Source organism: uncultured Clostridium sp., assembly GCF_963515715.1.
Taxonomy (GTDB): Bacteria; Bacillota; Clostridia; order Clostridiales; family Clostridiaceae; genus Clostridium_AW.
In genome coordinates this window covers 72,087-95,556 of the sequence record NZ_CAUPZS010000014.1, presented here as the reverse complement: position 1 = coordinate 95,556, position 23,470 = coordinate 72,087, and the positions used below count along the sequence as shown (strand labels likewise).

The window sequence follows — 23,470 nt, the reverse complement described above, 5'->3', positions numbered from 1 at the left end:
ATTTAGTTTGGCATTATTAAATTTATTATTATTTAATTTCCCATTAGATTTACCTTTGTACTGTCTACTCTTACCAATATGCTCTGCTTTATTTCCTTTGGGTTTTATTAGACACTTTGGTCCAAGCCCTATTAAATCCATTCTATTAGCTTCCACTAAGGCTTCATATACCAAATCATAATGCTTAGGATTTCTAAATTGAAGTAAAGCTCTTTGTGTAGCTTTTTCCTTCTTGGCTTTTGGAATATAAACTTCTTCCATAGTAAGTGGGTCTAATCCAGTATAAAACATAGCTGTTGATAATGTTCCGGGGGTTGGATAAAAATCTTGAACTTGCTCTGGTTGATAATTAATATCCCTTAAGTATTCGGCTAGCTCTATGGCTGATTCTAAAGTGCTCCCTGGATGGCTAGACATTAAATAGGGTATAATGTATTGCTCTTTTCCTAATCGTTCATTTATTTTAAAGAATTTTTCTCTAAATCTATCATAGGTTTTTCCAGCAGGTTTTCTCATGTATTTTAAAACTTTAGCTGATACATGTTCTGGAGCAACTTTTAGTTGGCCACTTACATGATGTTCTATAAGCTCTTTTAAAAATCTATCATTTTTATCTGCCATTATATAATCATATCTTAAGCCTGAACGTACAAATACCTTTTTAATATTAGGTAGATTTCTTAACTTTCTAAGCAAATTTAAATATTCACTATGATCTACATTCATATTTTTGCAAGGGCTTGGGTGTAGACATTGCCTATCTTTACAAGCACCTAATTTTAATTGTTTTTTACAAGCTGGAGATCTAAAGTTTGCAGTTGGGCCACCAACATCATGGATGTATCCTTTAAAATCTTTAAGATTTGTAATTTCTACTGCTTCTTTTAATATGGAGTCTTCACTTCTACTTTGTACGATTCTACCTTGATGGAAGGTTATTGCACAAAAAGAACAGTTTCCAAAGCATCCCCTTGAGCTAACTATACTAAATTTAACTTCTTCTATGGCAGGTATTCCGCCTAAAGCTTCATAAACAGGATGGTAGTTCTTTTGGTAAGGAAGATTATAAACCACATCCAACTCTTCTCTTGATAGTGGCATTTCTGGTTTGTTTTGTACAATATATTTATCTCCATGTTTTTGAACTATATTTTTTCCTCTAACAGGATCTTGTTCTTCATACTGAACTTTGAAAGCCTCAGCATATTTTTTTTCGTTAGAACATACTTCTTTATAAGAGGGGATTTGGATATAATCATATATATTCTCCAAATCATCAACTGTGTAACAAGTTCCTGGTATGTGTCTAATGTACTTAGCTTCTAATCCATCATTTAAATTATTTGCAACCTCTACAATTTGTTTTTCACTCATTCCGTATACTAAAAGATCTGCTCCACTATCTATTAAAATAGATTTTCTTACTTTATTGCTCCAGTAATCATAATGGGCAAATCTTCTAAGGCTTGCTTCTATTCCACCAATTATTATAGTAGTATTTTTATATGCCTCTCTGATTTTATTACAGTAAACAATTGTTGCTCTATCTGGTCTTAAACCCATTTTTCCACCAGGAGAATAGAAATCTTTTGCTCTTAGTTTTTTACTTACAGTATAGTGGTTAACCATGGAATCCATGTTTCCTGCATTAACTAAGAAACCTAGTCTCGGTCTACCTAGTTTTTTAAAATCCTCATTGTTTTTCCAATCTGGTTGAGCTATTATCCCCACTTTATATCCTGCATCTTCTAGAACTCTGGAGATAATTGCAGTTCCAAAACTATGATGGTCTATATAGGCATCTCCTGTAACTAAAACAAAGTCTAATTCTTGCCATCCTCTATCTATCATGTCCTCTTTACTAATGGGTAAAAATTTATTATTTTTCATATTATCACCTATTTATATCTTATTTAAAAGTTATTTATTCTTAAAGTGTACGATTAGTATATAATATAACTTTTATATTATACAATTGATTTTTAATAATCACAACTAAGAGTAAAACTAAAGTATCTAAATTACTTAATTTACTATGTTACCTCAATAAAAATAATATATATAATTGCATTTAGGGAAAATATGTAAAGTTGTTAAAGTATCTATTAACATATTTAACATATGATTTATTTTAATGATATTTTTTGATGAATTTACATTTAATAACATAAATCATTTGAGTTTATTAATATCAATAAATTGGAAAACATAGGAAATTGGTTATATTGATAATTGAGAATTTTATCTGATAGATAAGGAATTATAGCGCTCTTATTAAATTTGTTATAGAAAAATACATAGAAATATAAATGTTATCAATTTTTGAACATTGAAAATTATGAAATGAATTCCATCCGATGAATTCCAATTGTGGAATTTATAAAAGAATTACCCAATTGGTATTGTTTCTTTATTAACAATATGCTAAAATTTAAATGTGATAATGAATTTAAAAAATTTATTTATTTGAAGGGATGGAGGGTAAACATGAAAAAATCACTTTCAATTTTTTTATCAACAATATTAGCTGTTGGTACATTAGCAGGATGTTCACCAAAGGATAATGCAGGAAAGGAAACGCCAGCAGGTGAGCCAACCGTAGCAAAGATGGGTCTTGGACACATCACATCAATTGGAAAATCTAAAGAACTTGGAACTGACAAAAATGGTAAAGATGTTCTTCCTGTTGGACAAGTTGATGAAACTATAGTTGCAGCTGCTTTTGATAAAGATGGTAAAGTTGTATCAGTAACTATAGATACTGCACAAACTAAGGTTGAGTTTGAAAAAGACCTTAAATTAAAATCAGATATTAATGCACCAATAAAAACTAAGGTTGAACTTGGTGCAGACTATGGCATGAAGGAAATTTCTGGAATTAAGAAAGAATGGAACGAGCAGATTGCTGAACTTGAAAAATGGATGGAAGGTAAAACAGTAGAAGAAATTAAAGGTATGAAAGTTACTAAGAGAGACGACTCTCACGTAGCGGTACCAGATGTTGAAGAATTAAAATCAACAGTTACTATCACTGTTGAAAGTTACTTAGAAGCTCTTGAAAAAGCATATGCAAACGCTGTTGATGTTAAAGAAGGAGTTGCAACTGTAGGTTTAGGAACAGAAGTATCAATTGGTAGCTCAAAAGGTCTTGGCACAGACAAAAACGGAAAAGAAGTTCTTCCAGTTGCACAGGTAAATACTACTATGTCAGCAACTGCATTTGATAAAGATGGTAAAGTTGTAACTACAGCAATTGACGTTGCTCAGACTAAAGTTAATTTTGACAAAGAAGGAAAGTTAACTACAGACAAGAATGGTGAATTCAAAACTAAGACTGAACTTGGTGATGAATATGGCATGAAAGCAGTTTCAGGAATTAAAAAAGAATGGTTTGAACAAATAGATGAACTTGAAAAGTGGATGGCTGGTAAGACAGTAGATGAAATTAAGGGCATGAAGGTTACTAAGAGAGATGATGCTCACCCAGCTGTACCAGATGTTGAAGAGTTAAAATCAACAGTTACTATGACTGTTCAAGATTACATTGCTGTTGTTGAAAAAGCTAATTCAAACGCAAAGAACATAAAATAAAATTTAGATATTTATAAAACTCCCTCACATGAAGTGAGGGAGTTTTGTGTAAATTTAACTTTCAGTTAATATTAACCATATTATACGAGGGGGTAACAAATGAGAAAAATAACCGCAGGGCTAGGGATAGCACTTTTGAGTATGTTCATTTTTATAGGCTGTCAAAGAGCACCGAAAAATGAATATAGTAAATATAGCGAAAGTTTTTTTGATACCTTTGATACTATGACAATGGTTGTGGGTTATACAAAAAGTGAAGATGAATTTAATTCCTATATGGAAAAGATCCATGGGCGCTTTCAAGAACTTCATAAACTCTATGATATATATAACGATTATGAAGGAATCAACAATATAAAGACAATAAATGATAATGCTGGTATAAAACCAGTAAAGGTTGATAAGGATGTAATAGACTTGATTCTGTTTTCTAAAGATTGGTATAATCGTACAGGAGGCAGAACCAACATTGCTATGGGTTCAGTATTAAGTATATGGCATGACTATCGTGAAGAAGGAAGAGAAGATCCTGAAAATGCAAAATTGCCACCTATGAATGAACTGATGGATGCTACCAAATATACAGACATAGACAAGGTAATAGTTGATACTGAAAATAATACAGTGTATCTTGCTGACAAAAGAATGAGCCTTGATATAGGTTCAGTGGCAAAGGGTTATGCAACTGAACTTGTAGCAAAAGAGATTATGGCTGAAGGATTTACGTCAGGAATTATAAGCTCAGGTGGTAATGTAAGAACGCTAGATAAACCCCTTGATGGTATTCGTGAGCGTTGGGGAGTGGGAATACAGGACCCTAGTCAATCTATAGTTTCTGATGAATCTAAAAGTATTGATACAATTTTCCTTAATAATGGATCAGTAGTTAGTAGTGGAGATTATCAAAGGTATTACATTGTAGATGGTAAGTCTATTCATCACCTTATAGATCCACAAACCCTTATGCCGGGGGAGTATTATCGTGCTGTTACACTAGTAGCCGAAGATTCAGGTGTTGCTGATTTTTTATCAACTACTGCATTTTTAATGCCCTATAATGAAAGTCGTGCACTTGTAGAAAGCATAGAAGGTGTTGAGGCTATATGGGTTATGCCTGATGGAAAAATAGAAGCAACAGAGGGAATGAAAAAAATAATGAAAAGCAATGGCGCAACTGGCGCAAAAGCAAATTAATAAGCAATCCAATCTTGCTGCCACCGTAATAATTTTACGGTGGCAATATTATTTAGCATAAGAATATAATAAGAAAGAGTAATATACTAAGATAAAGTAAAAATATAATAAATAAAGATGATTTAATAAAATTTTGAGATATTAAGGAGGTTTAATCTATGTCCTATTTACTTAAACCATTAGAAATGAATACTTTGACCTTGTCTAATCGTTTAATAATGCCACCAATGGCAACAGCAAAGGCTAAACAAGATGGAGATATAAGTAATGAGCTTCTAGAATATTACAAGGAAAAATCACAGGGAGGATATATATCCCTTATCATTATTGAACATAGTTTTATAAAGATTGAAGGAAAAGCAAGTAATAATCAGCTTTCTATTGCAGATGATAGTGTAATTAAAGATTTGAAAGAATTGGCAGATATAATTCACAGTAATGGTTCTAAAGCTGTTATGCAAATAAATCATGCAGGAGGCACAGCGCAGGAAGGAATTACAGGGTTAACTCCCGTAGCTCCTTCAAGTATTGTTAATTCACGCACTGGGTGTATTCCAAGGGAACTCACCAAAGAAGAAATTAAAGATATTGTAAAAGCTTTTAGTAATGCTGCTGTTAGAGTTAAAAAAGCTGGATTTGATGGTGTAGAAATACATTCAGCTCATGGATATCTTTTAAATCAATTTTTTTCACCACTAACTAATAAAAGAAAAGACGAATATGGTGGAGATATCTATAATCGCATACGAATCCATCTTGAAATTATTGAGGAAGTACGAAAATCTGTAGGTAAAGATTTTCCTGTTTTATTAAGATTAGGTGCTGCAGACTTTACTGAGGGAGGAACTACCATAGAAGATAGTAAAATAGCAGTTAAAGAGTTTGAAAAAGTAGGGATAGACATAATTGATGTTTCAGGAGGGATATATGGATATAGTATACCAGGAGTTACAGGTCAAGGATATTTTGCAACCTTGACTGAGGAAATAAAGAAAACAGTATCTATTCCTGTAATTTTAACTGGAGGAATTACTGAAGTGAAATATGCAGAGCAGTTGTTAAGAGAAGAAAAGGCAGATCTTATTGGAGTTGGAAGGGCTATTTTAACAGATTCTCATTGGGCTAAAAACTCTATTGAAAGCCTTAGATAATTATACTAATTACAAGTGATTAACTATGTAAGTTATAAAATGTGGGTTTTTTAGCGGATAATTGATATAATAAAATAGAGTGTAAAAAGTATATCAAGTGATTCTTAGCTTCAGATGGAGTTTGCTTAAAAGGAATACTTACTCCAACTGAAGCTTAGAAGAACTTATCCAGGGACGTAGCATCCGTTATCTCCCACTTGTAGAAGATGGGAGTATTACGGATGGTAGTCATCGGATAAACTAAATTTTAGGAGAGATGTCATGGAAGTACAAATTTTTATAAAGGGACAAAAAGAGCCTGTAGTTTACAAAGGGGATAGAATAGATGTGTTAGATTTTGAAATGAACGGGACTAAGTTTAAGCAGGTTAGATGTTTTAGAGGAGGATTTTCTAAATCTGAATTAATAGAACTTAGTTTAATTAATAGAGTTGTTGAAAAAAATTAGGAGAATAGTATAGATTTATAAAAAGGAGATACATATATGAAAAGTTACAAATTTAATTATAAAGATAAAACTTATGAGTTATCTAAAGATAACTGTGACTATATATTGCTAAGTCATGAGGAAAATGAAATCACAGGTATAGAACTTTCAGATGTTTTAGAGCTTTTAAATGAGTGTACAGAAGTTAGTTTTGATCCAACATATTACAGTGAACCCTGCGAAAAATGTTTAAATGGAAAAGGGGAAAAATTGAAGTACTTTAATTTTTTGGAGTACCACTTTTGCATATTTACTAAGAATAATAAATATGTAATTAGTAACATATCTAAGGAATATGAAAACACATCATTTTCCAAACTATTAAAATTAGGAAAGATAGATAATAGTTTTGTTTTAATGATAATAGTATGTGAAAATTGTGGAAATTATGCTATAGAAATTGAACAATGTGATATCTAATTATATTAAGAGATATCATAAAAAGTGATGATGTTAAATCATATGACACATGTCATATTGTTTAACATCATTTTTATATATAATGATGTTAAAGGTTAAACTATAATAAGCTTTTTAAAATAAAAAAAATTGTTACAAGAGCTAATAATTTTAAAATAATATATGGATAATTTATAAAAGGAGAAGAAAAAATGGATAAGAATGTACAATGGCATGAAGATTTAAAAATTAACAGGCTTCTAGAAAATTTAGAGAAAAATAATCTGAAAGGCTTTTATATAAAAACCACGGAAGAATTGATAGAAAAAATAAAAGAATTAATTCCACATAATTCCCTTGTGGGCGTTGGAGATTCTATGACATTGTTTGAAACAGGAATTATAGATTTATTAAGAAGCGGCAATTATATTTTTCTAGATAAATATAAAGAGGGTCTGACTATGGAGGATAAAAATAAATTATACACACAATGTTTTAGCGCAGATACTTTCTTATGTAGCGTCAATGCAATAACAGAAAGGGGAGAGTTGTATAATGTAGATGGATATGGGGCTAGAGTGGCTCCAATGATTTTTGGTCCAAAACAAGTAATAATTGTTGCAGGAAAGAATAAGATAGTTAAAGATTTAGAGGAAGCAGAGAATAGAATTAAGAATATAGCAGCTCCTATAGATGCTAAACGACTTGGAAAGGATACTCCTTGCGTTAAGATTGGACATTGTGTAGACTGTCATTCGCAGGATAGAATATGCAACACTTATGTTGTTATTAAAAGGCAATTTGATTTTTTAAAGGATAGAATAAAGGTGATTATTATAGATGAAAGATTGGGATATTAAAAAAACATATGTATTATAGTCTTGGAGGGATAATGTTATGGAAAAAGAAAACTATTATGATGTGAAAATTACAGTATTGAAAAGATTAGAACTTTCAGATATTCATAAAGAGTATGCAGCAGAGGATTTTCCTCTAATTTGCAAACGTAATAAAGAAGGGGATGAATATATATCTAAAAATTGTAATATGCCTAGTAATTTTTGCTTAGGGGCTTGGAAAGTTATAAAAGACAAGGTTTTGCTTTTAGCATCTGGGAAAAATAGCCCTTATGTAAAACAAGAAGGGCTATCAATACAATCATGTAATGATGGGCTTCATCCTGTTATCTATAAACTAGAAAGAATAATTTAAATGGGATGTAAAAGGACAAGCTAATATTTCATCTTGAGGTAAGAATATATTTATATTAGATACAAAACAATGATATTATTAAACATAATATAAAATAATAATATATATCATATTTGTACTAGTATTCTTATACAACAAAGATGGAGGATTGACTAATGAAAATATTAAATGATAAAAGCCAGCTAGAATATTATATAAAAAAATATGAGCTGAATAATATTTTTCAAATAAATATGAAGAAACATATGCAATTAATTTCTTTTGATGAAGGGGAGAATATTTTAAGAAAAGGAGAAAAAATTGAATATTTTTATTTTCTAGTAGAGGGAAAAATTAAAGTATATACTATTGTCGAAAATGGAAGGGTATTGTTATTTCATTTTTATGAGCCATTAAATATAATAGGAGATGCGGAATTTTTTGAAGACAATATTACAAAATGTAATATTCAAGCTATTACTGACACCATTTGTATTGCTGTACCGTTAAATATAATTAAGGATAAAACCTATAATGATATTAAATTTATAAGATTTTTAGGCAAGAAGTTGAGTGAAAAATTTCTTGATTACACAATTTTTAGTTCTGTTAACATATTGTATCCCTTGGAAAACAGACTGGCTAGTTATATTTTAGCCATGTGTTCAGAAAGGGAAGATAACTATGGGGAAGCAATTTATATAGATAAATTAAAAGAAATAGCTGACTTGTTAGGAACTAGTTATAGACACTTGTTAAGAACAATAAAAAAACTTAGTGATAAAAATATTATTAGAAAAGAAGAAAAGTCGATAGTAATTTTAGATTTTAAAAGGCTTCAAGAATTAGCAAAAGAACCTTATAAAGCATAAATCTTATAAAATGAAACTTAGCTCAGATGAGGATTTAACCTCATCTGAGCTTTATAAAAGCTCATTTATCTTTTTGCATATTTCTGTAAATTGCTCTATTTCATCATCTGTCAAACTATTTTCTATTATCCTTAGAACTTCATTGCGGGATTTTTCAGCCCTTTTTAGGAAATCACGTCCTTTATCTCCTCCTTCAGGACCCAGTTCAATAACCCAATCTGCTTCACGAATAACACTTAGATTATGTTCAATCATAACGACGGTATTACCTTTGTCTACTAATTCATTATTTCCTTTTCTATAGTTTAATTTTAAATTTTTTTTTATTATCTCTTAAACATTGAGCAGTTATAGAATTATTACTCTTTAAAAAGTTATCAATGCTACCTTCAAATACTAAATGCCCGCTATCACTTCCTACATGTGATCCGATATCTACAATATAATCGGCTTCAGAAAGAATACCTATTTTAAATCCACCGTAGTATAATATAATCAATTATAACTATTTATAAAATAATTAAATTTAATAAAATTTGATAAAATTGAATATAATCAAGCAATATAGTGTATAATATAAGTTAATGAATTATAATATAAGTTAATAGATTATAATATGTTATATATTCAATAAGTAACTTATATTTAATGAAGGGTTTAATTTTAGAAAAGGAGAAAAAAATGATATATGAAAATCATAATACAGATGAGATTATGACAATTAGTGAAGTAGCAGAGTATTTAAAGATTAGTGAAGTTACTACTTACAAATTGGTTCAAGAAGGAAAAATGCCTGCTTTTAAAATCGGACGACATTGGAGAATAAAGAAAAACGATCTTACTGAGTTTATAGAAGCCTTGAAACGCGGTGAGAATATATAATATGATTCTTAGTAAATTTATAGAGATAAAAATATAAAAGGGAAAGGGAATAAAATGATAGATAAGAATTCAAATAAAAATTCAAACAAAAATTTAAACAAAAATTTAAATAAGTTAAAAATTATACCATTAGGTGGATTAGGAGAAGTAGGAAAGAATATTACAGCTATAGAATACGATGACGAAATAATTGTCATCGACTGTGGGATAGCTTTTCCTGAAATAGAGATGTATGGTGTTGATTTAGTAATACCTGATATATCATATTTAATAGATAATAGCGAGAAGGTAAAAGGGTTTGTACTGACTCATGGACATGAAGATCATATTGGGGCTTTACCGTATGTGCTAAAACAATTGAATATACCAGTATATGGAACAAAATTAACCTTAGGATTACTAGAAAATAAATTGAAAGAACATAATATACTCTCTGATTGCGATCTTGTTGTAGTTAAACATGGAGAAAAAATTACTACTAATAACTTTAAGGTTGAGTTTATAAGAACTAGCCATAGTATTGCAGACTCATGTGCTCTTGCCATATATACACCTCAAGGGATTATAGTTCATACAGGAGATTTCAAAATAGATTATACACCTATTGACGGTAACGTTATAGATCTTGAACGTTTTGCTAAACTAGGTAAAGAAAGAGTTCTTCTTCTTATGGCAGATAGTACTAATGCAGAACGCAAAGGGTATACTATTTCTGAGAAAATTATTGGAGAAAACTTAAACAATGTTTTTAGCAAGGCAAAAGGTAGAGTTATAGTTGCCTCCTTTGCTTCTAATATTCATAGAATACAGCAAATTATCAATTCGTCCTTAATATTTGGAAGAAAAGTTGCCTTCAGTGGAAGGAGTATGGAGAATATATCCAGCGTGGCTATGGAGTTAGGATATATGGACTTGCCAAAAGATCAAATAATTAGTGTAGATGAAATTGATAAATATCCCGATGAGAGAGTGACAATAATAACAACAGGAAGTCAGGGGGAGCCAATGTCAGCACTAGCTAGAATTTCATCTGGAACCCATAAAAAGATAGGAATTAAACATGGTGATTTAGTAATTATTTCTGCTTCTCCAATTCCGGGAAATGAGAAATTTGTATCTAGATTAATAGATGATTTATTCAAAAAAGGTGCTGATGTAATATATCATACTCTAGAAGAAATTCATGCATCTGGTCATGCTTGTCAAGAGGAATTGAAATTAATACATACTTTAGTTAAACCTAAATTTTTTATGCCAGTTCATGGAGAGTATAGACATCTAAGACAGCACGCCCTTATAGCTGAAAAATTGGGTATGAATCCTTCTAATATTTTTATATTAGAAACGGGACAAATCCTAGAATTAAGCAGAAAAAGCGCAAGAATTTCAGGTAAAGTACGATCAGGTGATATTATGGTAGATGGTTTAGGTGTAGGAGATGTAGGTAATATAGTCTTAAGAGATAGAAGGTATTTAGCACAGGATGGAATTTTGACAGTAGTAGTAACTATAGAAAAAGAGTCATTTTCTATTATTGCAGGGCCTGATATAATTACCAGAGGTTTTATTTATGTAAAAGAATCTGAAGAATTAATAAATGAAGCAAAAAAAGTAGTAATGCAAGAGTTGAATAACTGTATGGAAAACAAAATTACTGAATGGTATGTTATAAAATCCAATATTAAAGATGCTTTAAGTGCTTTTTTATACAGTAAGACTAGAAGAAGACCTATTATTCTTCCAATAATTATGGAGATTTAGATAATATAATTGTACCTATAAAGTTTTCATATAAATTAGTAAATAAAATTTTAGTTTTTTAAATAGATATTGCAGCTAAGCTTGTTTTTATACGAATTTAGCTGCAGTTTTTTACTGTATTATTTAGGGTTCTTTTAAAATTTACTCTATTCCATATGCTTGAATCTTGTTTAAATATTAGAGGCAATTAAGAAGAAAAAGGATTAAAAATATAAATGAAAAAGGCTAAAATCAATATTTTATAGTATAATCAAGGTATATAAGTTTGTAAGGAGTGTTTCAATGGAATTAGATATGTTTAATTATATAAATGAAGTTATAAGAGATTTTGATAAATTATATGATGAATTAGAAATTGGATGTAATGAAATTGAGCTATACTTTGAAAAAATACTGGCAGGGATTAATGAAGGGTTTTTAAATATAAGTACAAGAGTTAAATCATCTTCAAGCTTAAGAGAAAAAATAATAAGGAATCAATACTATAAAAAATATTCTTCAGCAGAAGAACTATTATTAAATCTTTCGGATTTAATTGGAGTTAGAATTGAATGTAGATTTATCGAAGATGAAAATACTATATATAAAGTTTTGAAGGAGTATTTTAATATAAAATCTGAAGATGGATATTTATACAATAATGAAAATAAGAACATAAAGTTACATCTAAATGATAATCAACCCCAAGAACAACGAAATGGTTTTGAAATTTATAAAATTGATGGTATTTATATTTTAGGAGATAGAAATATAAATTTTGAGCTACAAATAAAATCCCTTGTAAATATATTTTGGGGAGAAATTGAACATAAAGTAATATACAAAAATAACAACTATGTATTACAAGATAAATTTTTTAAGGAGATGATGTGGTCTATTAAAAAAAATTTATCTATGATTGATAATCAACTTCTCATTATATACGATCAATTTAATAAGGTTAGTGCTACAGATCCAGAAGCCAGAAAAAAGCAGTTAGAAAGTGCTTTGTCAAAAATAATTTATGATATTTTTTCAGCCAGGATGAGAGAAAACATTGGCTTTATAGTAGATTTTAAAAAATCTTGTGATGCAATAATGCAATATATTTTTAGAACCAATAATGCTGAAAATATACAAGAATACAATAATACATTAATAAAGATTTTATCACGGTTAAATTATATAGATAAGGATAAAATCAGTTTTCACAATGAAATATACTTAGAAAGAGAAGTTAAGTTTGGTGACGAATTCTCAGAAATAGTGGGTAGAAAGATTTTATCTTCATTAAATAAGGATTTTCAATGGAATTTATTTTTTAGAATACTCTTTGAAATAGAACTTGGAAACAATGCGGAGGATTTTGAAAGTTTTATAAAATACTTTAAAAATACATTCTATAACAATAAAAGTTTTACTAAAATAAATTTATTTTTTGAAAAAGAAGAAGGAGAAGAGATAATAAATTCAATAATGAAAGAACTAGCATTATGCTTTGTAAAAGTTGATACTATTAGCTTTATTTACGATGAAAGCATGAAAAGCATTAATAGTATAATAGATAATATAGTAAAAATCATTCTTGCAAACATAAATACCTATGAAGAGTGGAAGAATGGAGAAGATATTTTCTTAAGCTTATTTAGTTTAAAGGTGCTATCAATTTTTGACTATAAAATTGAAACCTCTAAGGTAAAAGAGTTAATAGAAAAAATAAAAAATTCATCAACAAGAATACAAATAAGTGAAGGAATATTAAAATATATCGATAAACTAGAAATTCTATCTGAAATAACCGCCAAGGATGCTTTACAACTTATAAGAACGAATGGTATAAATTAGTTAGATTTTTAGATAATGCACATTACATAACATTTTTAAGTTCTACAAAATAAAATTTAAAATATAAATATTTGAGACTAAATTATCTTTGTAAAACTTTATAAATAAAGAATTAATATGTGATAATTTAATTTTGAAAATATATTTGTAAAAAACATAAAGGAACTAAGTATACAATGGGAGGAGCGCCTTTTGTGACTCGACGTCATTATGTACTTAGTTCCTCTTTTGTACATCTAATTATCTTTATAGAACTTTATAAATGTGAAAACAATTTAGTTAGATTTTTGGATGTATAGTTTTTTAGATTTTAGATATTGAAAAAAATCTCCTTAAAGGGATTTTCACCAAATCTATTATCTATTTATCCATCTAACCATCTATTAAATCTATTTGTCAAACTAAATTATCTTCGTAGAAATTTACAATTGAAAAAGGAATTTACTTGAGAAGTGGAAGTTAAAGACTCTTTAAATACTAATATTTAATTAGTTTCATTATTGTTAATTTTAGATAGTCGATCTATAACTAATTTTATGGCTATAACATCATCAAAGTATCCATATGGAAAAATGTAATCAGGAATAATATCTGTAGAAAGAATAAAATAGAAAAGTCCACTTCCAAGTATAGCACGTTCTTTAGTTGAGATACTATCATTGCAAAATTGTTCATACATCTCTTTTAATTGTTGTATAAATGGACCAACTCCATTTACTTTATTTATTTTCTCATCAAAATTCTTATGAATCATTTCCTGTCCTTCTTCCGTTAGTGCATATTGCTCATACTTATTCAAATCTTTTTCAACACATTCTATTAGACAATGTTGATCTGATATATTTAGATATTTAATAATTTGCTGAATAGTATCAGTTACAGTATTGTTATTTGAAGAAATTTCTTTATCTAAAACGCCAATATCATATCCAGCAGCTACTAACAACTTTTCTATAGGAACGTTTAAATGCTGAGAAATTTTTTGCAGATGATTAATGTTTGGAGGTTGTTTTCCGTTAACAATTCTTGAAATTGTTGATGTATCGATTCCTGTAAGCAAACTAAGTTTGCGCATGGAGAGTGATTGTTCTTTTAGTAATGATTTAATCATTATTCCTAAATTGAACTCTTCCTTATTTTTTAACACACTTTATTCACTCCTATTATTATATAAATGGTGATTTATTAAATTATATGTAATAAATTAACAATTATTATAAATTTTATTTATAATATACTATTGTAATTTTTATATGTTGATAATATTTCAATATAAATTTGATATATTAGGAACAATATGTAGCTTTTTTTTATACTATATTAGCATAAAAAGAAAAATATGAAGGAGTGTCATTATCATGGAAGCTTTATTATTAGCAGCATCATGTTCCTTGGATGCATTTGTAGCCAGTATTGCCTATGGAACAAATAAAGTAAAAATACCTTTTGTATCTATACAGATTATTAATTTAGTTTGTTCATCTATTCTTGCTATATCATTGTTTTTTGGCTCTATAGTAAAAAGATTCTTACCAGGAAATATTAGTACAATAATAAGTTTTACAGGTTTACTATTATTAGGTGGACGATATATAGTACAGAGTATTATTAAAAGTTATGCAGAAAAGAATAAAAACTCAGATAAATCAATAAAGTTTAAACTATATGATTTAGGATTTGTATTAAATATATATGTCAGTGAAAGTGAAGAGGAATCGAATAGCTTAAAATCTGTTAAATCAAAAGAAGCTTTTTATTTAGCCGCTGCTCTTTCTCTAGATTCATTAGCAGTAGGTTTCGCCAGTGCTTTAGGAAATATTAATTATAAGCAAGTAGTACTCTTTTCTTTAATAACTGACGCAGTTGCTGTATGGGCAGGACTATTTTTAGGTAGAAAATTTGTTGAAAAAACAAAACTTAATTTATCATGGCTGTCTGGATTAATATTGATAGGATTAGCTTTTCTGAAGCTAAAGTAACTTGTTGTGCTAGTGATTAACTAGCACAACAAGCTAATTTAATCATTCTCAAAAAGCTTTAAATACTCTCCATAACCTTCTTTTTCTAAATCGTCAACAGGTATAAATTTTAAAGAAGCACTATTTATGCAATATCTTAAACCTCCTCTGTCTCTTGGTCCATCCTTGAATACATGACCGAGATGTGAATCAGCGGATTTACTTTTTACTTCTATTCTACGCATATTATAAGAAAGATCTTCTTTTTTAGTTATAGTAGACTCATCTACAGGCTTTGCAAAACTAGGCCAACCACATCCAGAATCGAATTTATCATTAGATGAAAACAAAGGTTCACCGCTACATATATCAACATATAAACCTTCTTTTTTATTATTCCAATATTCATTTTCAAAAGCTCTTTCTGTAGCGCTTTCTTGGGTTACTTTGTACTGTAGAGGGGTAAGACTTCTTTTTAATTCATCAGCATTTGGCTTTCCATACTTTTTGATTTTCATAAACTTCACCTCTGATTATTTCATTTTATAAATATTTTACCAAAATAACATAGATTTTATTAAGAGAAATAGAAAAAGAATTATAATTTAGTAACTAATAAAATATTTGTAAATTTTAATTAATATTATTTAGTATTTAGTGATATAATCGATATGTTACAAATTTAAAATTTACTAGGACAGGGTGGGGTTAATGGAAGTTCAAGAAAAAAAGAATTTAATACTTAAGGGAGATATGTACAAATTAATTATTACACTATCTCTGCCGATTATGATTAACAACTTAATTCAAACACTTTATAATTTAGCGGATGGAGTTTGGGTTAGTAAATTAGGCTCTGTTCAATTTGGGGCTACTTCTTTTGTATGGCCAGTAAACTTTTTGTTTATATCCCTAGGGATAGGGCTATCTATTGCTGGTACATCGCTGTTATCTCAACTAATCGGTGCATCAAAATATAAGGAAGCAAATAAATATGCAAGCCAGCTTATTGTAATGTCTTTAATATGTTCTATTTGTTTTGCAATTATAGGGTACATTGTCAGTCCTTTTGTTATTAAATTGATGGGAGGAACAGGCGAATTAGGGGAGTATAGTAATATATATTTAAAAATTACTTTCTTAGATATGCCGTTTACTTTTCTATTTTTTAACTTTAATTCAATTATGAATGCCCAAGGGAATACGGTAACTCCAACTATATTAAGTGCTATAAGTGCCATAGTTAATGTTGTGCTAGATCCCATTTTCATATTTACATTTAATATGGGAATAGCAGGAGCTGCCATAGCCACATTACTATCCAAAGCTATACTTGCTATTGCCGGGTTATATGTATTGATGAATTCTTCTACTATGATTAAGCCAAATTTTAAAAACTTTAAGTTTAATAAAGAGATAATAAAAAGTATAGTGGATGTAGCATTGCCCTCTTCAATTGGACAATCTGGTTCAGCATTAGGATTTATAGTTTTAAATAGTTTTATAGTATCTTATGGAAATGCAACAATCGCTGCTTTCGGAATGGTTAATAGGATCACATCCCTTGTAATGCAACCAGCTATGGGAGTTGGGACAGCATTGACTTCTATTGTTGGTCAAAACTTAGGTTGCGATCAAATAGACAGAGCAAAGGAAGCTTTTATAAAATCTCTAAAGCTTACTGTTTCATTTTCAATAGTTGGATGTGTATTTTTAATTTGGAAAGATAAAGAGATAATTAATTTCTTTATACAATCTAGAGATAGCCAAGAAGTTATATCACAAGGGATTACTTATCTTCAATATATTTCTTTCTCAATGCCTCTTATGGGGATATTTAGTGTGCTTCAGGGGATTTTTCAAGGATCAGGCCACACTAAATACTCCATGGCTATGGAAATTGGACGTCTTTGGTTTGTTAGATTACCTATGATATTAATGTTTAAATATTTTACCACTGTAGGACCTTCAGGTATATGGTTTTCTATGAGTTTTAGTAATTTAATAATATGTTTATACGGATTTGCTATTTATAGAAAAAATAGTTGGCAAAGAAAAGTTATATCAAGTTATATAAACTAAACTTATAATTAAAAGTCATGCCATGAAAGATATACGGAATAAAAAAGTATGTGATGTTAAGAGTAAGCATCACATACTTTTTTATTTATATTAATTTTATGCACTTAATTCTAATTTGTCATCTTCGTTAGAATTAAACTCTTCTCTATTAAACTCATTCTCTGAATTTGCAACTAATAATGCTGCTACAGAGGAACCAGTAACATTAGTTACAGTTCTAGCCATATCTAAAATTGTGTCTATACCGATAACCATTGCAATTCCTTCTATAGGAAGTCCCATACTTGCTAGAACTACTGTAGCCATAATTGATGCTGTTCCAGGTACCCCTGCAGTGCCGATGGAAGAAATTGTAGTCACTAAAACCAATACTATATAGCTATAAAAATTCATTGGTATATTAAATATTTTTGCCACGAACATAGCTACAATAACTGGATATATTCCGCCACAACCGTTCATGCCCATAGTAGCACCCATAGGAGCAACAAAGCTTGCAATTTTATCAGAAATTTTCACGCTATCAGTCAGGCACTTTATGGTCACTGGCAATGTGCCATAACTACTTCTTGTAGTAAAAGCTACAACTTGAGCAGGGTACATTTTTTTGAAGAATTTAATAGGATTTACCTTAGCTACAAATGCTAAAAGCCCTCCATGAACTAATACCATTTGTAAAATGCAAGCCAAATAAACTGCAATGATTAATTTTCCAAGAGATAAAATAGTGCTTAAACCATATTTAGAAGAAACAGAGGCCATAAGTCCTAACACTCCATAAGGGGTAAACCTAAGAACTATTTTTGTGATTCTAAACATAATCTGCGAAAAACCCTTAAAGAAATCTTTTACTGGTTTTACTATAGAGGCATTCTTTGCCCCTTCAATAGTTATAGCTACTCCAACTAGTACAGAGAATATGATAACCGGTATTATTTTACCATCAGCCATCTCTGAAACAGGGTTAGATGGAACCATATCAAGAATTACATTGGCTATGCTAGGAATTTCTCTAGCTTCAAAACTAGGGTCTTTTACAAAGTTTATTCCAGCAGCTGGATTTATCATTAGAGATACTATTATTCCAACTATACATGCTGCTGCTGTGGTAATTAATAACCAGGATATGGTCTTTATTCCTACTTTTTTAAGCCTATCAGGATCTTCTAATGAAGTAACGCTAGATATTACAGTAGATATTACAAGAGGTATAACTAGCATTTTAATTAAATTAACATATGCTTTTCCTAAAATCTCAATAAACTGTACATTTCCTTTTAAAATTACTCCCGCCATGGTTCCTAGAACCATGGAGATAAGAACTCTATTGCCAAAGCTAATTTTTTTCTTCTTTAGAAAATATAAAAATAACAATGAGGCTATAAAAAATATAAAATTCATATACAATCACCTTTCTTTTTAAAGATTGTCTAATAATAATTAAATATACATTACCCATATGTTTACTATGTATTATAGCGTAAGTATATCATGTTATCAAAAAAAATCAATAGAGTATTTAAATTTTTTTATATTAGGCATTGCTTATTGACATTTAATATCGAATAATATATATTTTTATATAATAGTAAATAAAACCAGTTTTGTGCTTTATTATGTAAATTTTTGTAGAATCCATTAAATATATAAATAATGAAAATCATAAAAAATAATTTTATAATAGATAAGGGGGACTAATATGATCGACAATTTAAAAGTTATAAACAAACTACGACTCATGGCTATAAGCATGTTGAGCTTTTTATGCATTATGGGAGGAGTAGGACTTTATTTTAATAAAAACACAAATAATTATCTTAAAGAACTTTATGAAAAAAATTTAATTAGTGTGGAAGTTATAAATGATTCTAGAGCTCAAGCGAGGGCTATAGAAGGAGATATAATGAAGCTTATATTATCAATAGGAAATTCTTCTGAGCAAGAAAAGATAATAACTGACATAGAAACAAGAGTAGCAAGATTTGATAAAGATATAGAAAGATTTAAAGAAGTAGGAATGGATAGTGAAGAAGAAAATAAAATAGTAAAGAGTATGGAGAAAAATCTAGATGAATATAGAACAAAAAGGGAAGAGATTATATCATTAGCCTTAGAGGGAAAATCTGAAGAAGCTATAAAAAAGTTTAATTCTATAAGTGAATTAATTGAAACTTATCAAGATGCTTTAGTAGATTTATCAAATTATAATATACGAGAAGCTAGTGATTTCAAAAACTTTAGCCAAGATAAATATGAGTCATCTGTAAAGATTATTACCACAGTTCTAATTCTCATATTTCTAATAGGAATGCTTTTAACAAAAATTATATCAAATTCACTAGTAAAGCCATTGAAGGATACTATTGTTTATTTAAATAAATTATCCACAGGAGATTTTAGTGAAAGCATCTCAGAAAAACTAATAGGAAGAAAAGATGAGATGGGTGATGTGACTAAGGCTGTAGAAAAAATGAACATTTCTATAAAAGAAATTATTAAAAATGTATTAGAACAATCAGAGTATACAGGGAAATCTGTTGAAAATATAAGCTTAAATATGGACACACTTAATTATAAAGTACATAATACATCAGCGGCGGCGGAAGAATTATCTGCTAGTATGGAAGAGACAGGAGCTTCTGCTGAGGAGATGAGTGCTACATCTCAAGAAATTGAAAAGGCAATTGAGAAGATAGCAATAAAAGCTGAAGAAGGAGCTATAAGTTCCATAAACATATTAGATAAAGCTAGCAAGTTAAAGGAAGAGGCAATGAAATCACAGCAACTAGCTCATGAATTAAAAGAAAATATCAATAATAAAATGGATAAGTCCATAAGAGACTCTAAATCTATTGAACAAATAAAGCTTTTAACGGATGCAATTTTACAGATTACTTCTCAGACAAACCTGCTTGCATTAAATGCTGCAATAGAAGCAGCAAGAGCAGGAGAATCGGGAAGGGGATTTGCTGTAGTTGCAGAAGAAATAAGAGAGCTTGCAGAGGAATCAAAAAAGAGGGCAAAAGAAATACAAGATACAACAGGAATTGTACTAAATGCTGTTGAAAATCTTAAAATTAATTCTCAAGAAGTTCTTCAGTTCATGGATAAGGATATGGATGAAGTGTACAATAATACCACTAAAGTATGTGATGAATATAGCAAAGATGCTTCATATTATAACCAAATATCAGAAGATTTTAGTGCCACTTCTGAAGAGCTGTTATCTTCAATAAAAAGCGTTGTAGAAGTAATTAATAATGTAGCTTCAGCGGCGGACGAAGGGGCAAATAGTACTTCCAATATTGCACAGAATACTGAGGAAATTGCTGCAGCTACAGAGAGCATATTAAAGGAAGTGTCTTCATTAAATAAAGGAAAAGATAACTTGATAAGTACAGTTAGACAATTTAAAATAGTTTAATTTAAAAAGGGATAATTTCTTTTTGGGAATTATCCCTTTTAATGGTTTATTAGTTAGTTCATTGGTTGCTTATTAGTAATTTATACATCCTCTGATTGCTATAGAATCTTCATTATTACTATTTAATTCTATTTCAATATCTTCTTTTTCTTTATTTATGAGCAAAAGGTCTCCCATATTTAATGTTATTTTATCATCTTTATTTATAACTATTTCCATAGACCCTTGTACACAATATAATGCTTCAGTAGTAGATAAGTTGGAATTAACTATAAAGCTGCAATTTTTATTTAGTATTATAGGAGATATATCTCCAGAACAACCTTTGTTTAGCATTAGATTAAAGTCTGTAACTTTACCATAGCTTTTAGTAGTCCAATCTCCACTAAAGCTATCCTTTTGAAGGGGTTTAAGATTTATGTTATGATGTCCTTCGTGATTTAGTTTTAATTCTCCATTTATTACCATTATATGTCGCCAAATACCTGGCAAATTTGTAAAGGTAGATTCTTCAACCTCAACTTTTGCAGAGCTTAGTCTCCATTTAAAATTAAGCTTTCCATAGTCAGAAGAAGGAGGATATATTGCTAGTTGAGTTGTCGTTCCTCCAGACCAACAGCTTGTTTTTTGATCCTCTTTTTTTATCAATTCTACAGTATATGCCATAATTATCCCTCCAAGTTAAATATTTATAGTTTAATTCTACAATATATATTAAAAAATGTGTAGTATGCTTTAGCTTGATTATGCATACTACACATTTTTTTATGATTATTTAAATGTATATTTATTAATTTTAGATATTAACTATCCAGAGAATTTATTATTTCAGGTATAATATCATATACATCGCCAACTATGCTATAATTAGCAATTTTAAATATTGGTGCGTCAGGATTTTTGTTTATGGCAACTATGCATTCTGCTTCGCTCATGCCAGCTAAGTGCTGGATAGCTCCAGAAATACCGCAAGCAATATATAATTTAGGTCTTACTGTAGTACCTGTTTGGCCTACTTGATGAGAGGAATGTATCCATCCATTATCCACAGCAGCTCTAGAGGATCCTACAACACCTCCTAGTTTATTTGCTAATTTCTCTATCAATTCAAAGCCTTCTTTATTTCCAAGGCCTCTACCACCAGATATTATTATTTCTGCATCAGTTAAGCTAACTCTTTCTTTTCTTTCTTTGATTATTTCTATAACTTTAGCTTTTATGCCTTCTTCCCTTAAAGTAGGAGTTAATGTTTCTACCCATCCATTTCTTTGTGGATCATAAGGTAATTTTTTCATAACACCTGGTCTTATGGTAGACATTTGAGGTCTATTATTTTTGCATACTATTGTTGCCATTAAATTTCCACCGAAAGCGGGGCGAGTTTGAAGTATTTTTCCATCGGTTTCATCTATATCTAACTTTGTACAATCAGCAGTAAGACCAGTTCCAACTCTTGCAGCCAGCCTTGGAGCTAAATCTCTCCCTATAGTAGTGGCACCAATCAACACTGCTTCAGGCTTTCTTTCAAATATTAAATCAGCTATAACTTTAGTATACAAATCAGTAGTATAAGTATGAAGTAATTTATGGCTATTAAATACAACTCTATTGGCGCCGTATTTAATTAGCTCATTAGCAGCCACATCTAAATTATCCCCTAATAGTATTGCTGTAAGTTCTACATGTAGCTTGTCAGCTAACTCTCTACCAATTCCTAAAAGCTCTAATGAGACAGGCTGAAGCTTACCTTCTCTTTGTTCAGCAATAATCCAAATGCCTTTATAATCATTTATATCAATTCCAGTATTTACTTTTGCCTTTGTCATATGATCTGCCTCCTTATAATATTTGAATGGTTTTTAATTTTGAGATTAAATTATCTGCTATTTCTTTATTTGTAGAGCCGGTAATCCTCTCTCCCTCAAATTTACGTACAGGTACAAAGGTATTAAATACATTTGTAGGAGAACCCTTTAATCCAATTTGTGTAGTGTCTATAACTAAATCATCTAAAGACCACTTTTTTATAGGGGCATTAGGAATGCCTTGAAATATGCCCCAAGTGGACATATATCTAGGCTCATTTAATCCTTTAATTGCTGTTAATAAAATTGGCATATTAGATTTTATAGTATAGTACCCATCTTCAACAGCTCTATGGACTATAATTTCATTTTCATCCTTATTAATTTCTAGTTTATTTACATAAGTAATTTGAGGTAGATCTAAAAATTCAGCGAGCTCTGGGCCAACTTGTGCTGTATCTCCATCAATTGCTTGCCTACCGCAGAATATTATGTCATAGTCTGCTATTTTATCCATAGCCGCACTTAAAATAGTTGCGGTTGCCCAAGTGTCAGAACCAGCGAAGGCTCTATCAGTTAATAAAATGGCTTCATCTGCACCCATTGCAATAGCTTCTTTTAAAGCTAGTTCAGCTTGGGGCGGTCCCATGGTTAATACAGTAACATGTACCTTATCAAAATTGTCTTTTATACGTAAAGCTTCTTCTAAAGCATATTTATCGTCAGGATTTATTATACTAGGCACTCCATCTCTAATTAAGGTTCCAGTTTCATGATTGATTTTTACCTCATTAGTATCTGGAACTTGCTTTATACAAACTACAATCTTCATTAATTCATCCTCCTTAAC

Annotated in this window: 22 protein-coding genes and 1 pseudogene; 14 read left to right on the top strand and 9 right to left on the bottom strand. The window is 29.7% G+C overall.

Going from position 1 to position 23,470, the window contains the following annotated elements; translation table 11 throughout:
• Window positions 1–1,890 (bottom strand): YgiQ family radical SAM protein (locus RYO54_RS11300; RefSeq protein ID WP_315118666.1); only part of this gene is annotated, 1,890 nt, incomplete at its 3' end.
• A gap of 597 nt (window positions 1,891–2,487) precedes the next feature.
• On the opposite strand from RYO54_RS11300, the gene RYO54_RS11295 reads away from it, so the two are divergent.
• The 8 genes from RYO54_RS11295 to RYO54_RS11260 all read left to right on the top strand — a co-directional run bounded on the left by RYO54_RS11295 (window position 2,488) and on the right by RYO54_RS11260 (window position 8,884).
• The gene (locus tag RYO54_RS11295; protein ID WP_315118664.1) at window positions 2,488–3,591 is read left to right on the top strand and encodes a hypothetical protein; all 1,104 of its coding nucleotides are present in this window, start codon (window positions 2,488–2,490) and stop codon (window positions 3,589–3,591) included.
• A gap of 99 nt (window positions 3,592–3,690) precedes the next feature.
• Window positions 3,691–4,785, top strand: coding sequence for an FAD:protein FMN transferase (locus tag RYO54_RS11290; protein ID WP_315118662.1), 1,095 nt, complete (start codon window positions 3,691–3,693; stop codon window positions 4,783–4,785).
• A gap of 158 nt (window positions 4,786–4,943) precedes the next feature.
• A complete protein-coding gene (locus RYO54_RS11285) occupies window positions 4,944–5,936 on the top strand; it encodes an NADH:flavin oxidoreductase (RefSeq protein WP_315118661.1) in 993 nt (330 codons plus the stop codon).
• 261 nt (window positions 5,937–6,197) lie between these two features.
• On the top strand, window positions 6,198–6,383 hold the full coding sequence (locus tag RYO54_RS11280; RefSeq protein ID WP_315118660.1) for a hypothetical protein: 186 nt from the start codon (window positions 6,198–6,200) through the stop codon (window positions 6,381–6,383).
• A gap of 36 nt (window positions 6,384–6,419) precedes the next feature.
• On the top strand, window positions 6,420–6,842 hold the full coding sequence (locus RYO54_RS11275) for a DUF3785 family protein (RefSeq protein WP_315118659.1): 423 nt from the start codon (window positions 6,420–6,422) through the stop codon (window positions 6,840–6,842).
• 191 nt (window positions 6,843–7,033) lie between these two features.
• Window positions 7,034–7,681, top strand: coding sequence for a lactate utilization protein (locus RYO54_RS11270; protein ID WP_315118657.1), 648 nt, complete (start codon window positions 7,034–7,036; stop codon window positions 7,679–7,681).
• A 37-nt stretch (window positions 7,682–7,718) separates the two neighbouring features.
• Window positions 7,719–8,033, top strand: coding sequence for a TIGR04076 family protein (locus tag RYO54_RS11265; protein ID WP_315118656.1), 315 nt, complete (start codon window positions 7,719–7,721; stop codon window positions 8,031–8,033).
• Window positions 8,034–8,188: 155 nt separating this feature from the next.
• The gene (locus RYO54_RS11260; RefSeq protein ID WP_315118654.1) at window positions 8,189–8,884 is read left to right on the top strand and encodes a cyclic nucleotide-binding domain-containing protein; all 696 of its coding nucleotides are present in this window, start codon (window positions 8,189–8,191) and stop codon (window positions 8,882–8,884) included.
• Window positions 8,885–8,935: 51 nt separating this feature from the next.
• Here RYO54_RS11260 and RYO54_RS11255 read toward each other — a convergent pair.
• Together RYO54_RS11255 and RYO54_RS11250 are read right to left on the bottom strand one after the other, a co-directional pair.
• A pseudogene (locus RYO54_RS11255) lies at window positions 8,936–9,166 on the bottom strand (hypothetical protein); the annotation flags it as partial.
• Between the two features lie 16 nt (window positions 9,167–9,182).
• Window positions 9,183–9,383 carry a hypothetical protein gene (locus RYO54_RS11250; RefSeq protein ID WP_315118653.1) on the bottom strand — a complete coding sequence of 67 codons (201 nt, stop codon included), beginning with the start codon at window positions 9,381–9,383 and terminating at the stop codon, window positions 9,183–9,185.
• 149 nt (window positions 9,384–9,532) lie between these two features.
• Here RYO54_RS11250 and RYO54_RS11245 point away from each other — a divergent pair, with 149 nt between their 5' ends.
• The 3 genes from RYO54_RS11245 (at window position 9,533) to RYO54_RS11235 (ending at window position 13,351) form a co-directional block, all read left to right on the top strand.
• Window positions 9,533–9,766: a helix-turn-helix domain-containing protein gene (locus RYO54_RS11245; protein ID WP_315118651.1), complete on the top strand. Its 234-nt coding sequence runs from the start codon at window positions 9,533–9,535 to the stop codon at window positions 9,764–9,766.
• 54 nt (window positions 9,767–9,820) lie between these two features.
• Window positions 9,821–11,527: a ribonuclease J gene (locus RYO54_RS11240; RefSeq protein ID WP_315118649.1), complete on the top strand. Its 1,707-nt coding sequence runs from the start codon at window positions 9,821–9,823 to the stop codon at window positions 11,525–11,527.
• Window positions 11,528–11,809: 282 nt separating this feature from the next.
• Window positions 11,810–13,351 (top strand): hypothetical protein, encoded by a 1,542-nt coding sequence (locus RYO54_RS11235; protein WP_315118648.1) that lies wholly within the window; start codon window positions 11,810–11,812, stop codon window positions 13,349–13,351.
• A 484-nt stretch (window positions 13,352–13,835) separates the two neighbouring features.
• Here the strand turns inward: RYO54_RS11235 and RYO54_RS11230 are convergent, their stop codons facing one another.
• On the bottom strand, window positions 13,836–14,498 hold the full coding sequence (locus RYO54_RS11230; protein WP_315118646.1) for a helix-turn-helix domain-containing protein: 663 nt from the start codon (window positions 14,496–14,498) through the stop codon (window positions 13,836–13,838).
• A 208-nt stretch (window positions 14,499–14,706) separates the two neighbouring features.
• On the opposite strand from RYO54_RS11230, the gene ytaF reads away from it, so the two are divergent.
• Window positions 14,707–15,330 (top strand): sporulation membrane protein YtaF, encoded by a 624-nt coding sequence (gene ytaF / locus RYO54_RS11225; protein ID WP_315118672.1) that lies wholly within the window; start codon window positions 14,707–14,709, stop codon window positions 15,328–15,330.
• Between the two features lie 38 nt (window positions 15,331–15,368).
• Here the strand turns inward: ytaF and msrB are convergent, their stop codons facing one another.
• Entirely contained in the window at window positions 15,369–15,827 is a 459-nt protein-coding gene (msrB, locus tag RYO54_RS11220; RefSeq protein WP_315118644.1) for a peptide-methionine (R)-S-oxide reductase MsrB, read from the bottom strand.
• 193 nt (window positions 15,828–16,020) lie between these two features.
• Here msrB and RYO54_RS11215 point away from each other — a divergent pair, with 193 nt between their 5' ends.
• A complete protein-coding gene (locus RYO54_RS11215) occupies window positions 16,021–17,391 on the top strand; it encodes an MATE family efflux transporter (protein ID WP_315118642.1) in 1,371 nt (456 codons plus the stop codon).
• Between the two features lie 96 nt (window positions 17,392–17,487).
• On the opposite strand, the gene RYO54_RS11210 is transcribed toward RYO54_RS11215, so the two are convergent.
• Entirely contained in the window at window positions 17,488–18,792 is a 1,305-nt protein-coding gene (locus RYO54_RS11210; RefSeq protein WP_315118640.1) for a dicarboxylate/amino acid:cation symporter, read from the bottom strand.
• A gap of 298 nt (window positions 18,793–19,090) precedes the next feature.
• On the opposite strand from RYO54_RS11210, the gene RYO54_RS11205 reads away from it, so the two are divergent.
• A complete protein-coding gene (locus RYO54_RS11205; RefSeq protein ID WP_315118638.1) occupies window positions 19,091–20,815 on the top strand; it encodes a methyl-accepting chemotaxis protein in 1,725 nt (574 codons plus the stop codon).
• Between the two features lie 72 nt (window positions 20,816–20,887).
• Here RYO54_RS11205 and RYO54_RS11200 read toward each other — a convergent pair whose 3' ends face one another.
• The 3 genes from RYO54_RS11200 to RYO54_RS11190 all read right to left on the bottom strand — a co-directional run bounded on the left by RYO54_RS11200 (window position 20,888) and on the right by RYO54_RS11190 (window position 23,452).
• A complete protein-coding gene (locus RYO54_RS11200) occupies window positions 20,888–21,481 on the bottom strand; it encodes a HutD family protein (protein WP_315118636.1) in 594 nt (197 codons plus the stop codon).
• A gap of 137 nt (window positions 21,482–21,618) precedes the next feature.
• Entirely contained in the window at window positions 21,619–22,641 is a 1,023-nt protein-coding gene (locus tag RYO54_RS11195; RefSeq protein WP_315118634.1) for an electron transfer flavoprotein subunit alpha/FixB family protein, read from the bottom strand.
• A 13-nt stretch (window positions 22,642–22,654) separates the two neighbouring features.
• On the bottom strand, window positions 22,655–23,452 hold the full coding sequence (locus tag RYO54_RS11190) for an electron transfer flavoprotein subunit beta/FixA family protein (RefSeq protein ID WP_315118632.1): 798 nt from the start codon (window positions 23,450–23,452) through the stop codon (window positions 22,655–22,657).
• Window positions 23,453–23,470 lie beyond the last annotated feature (18 nt).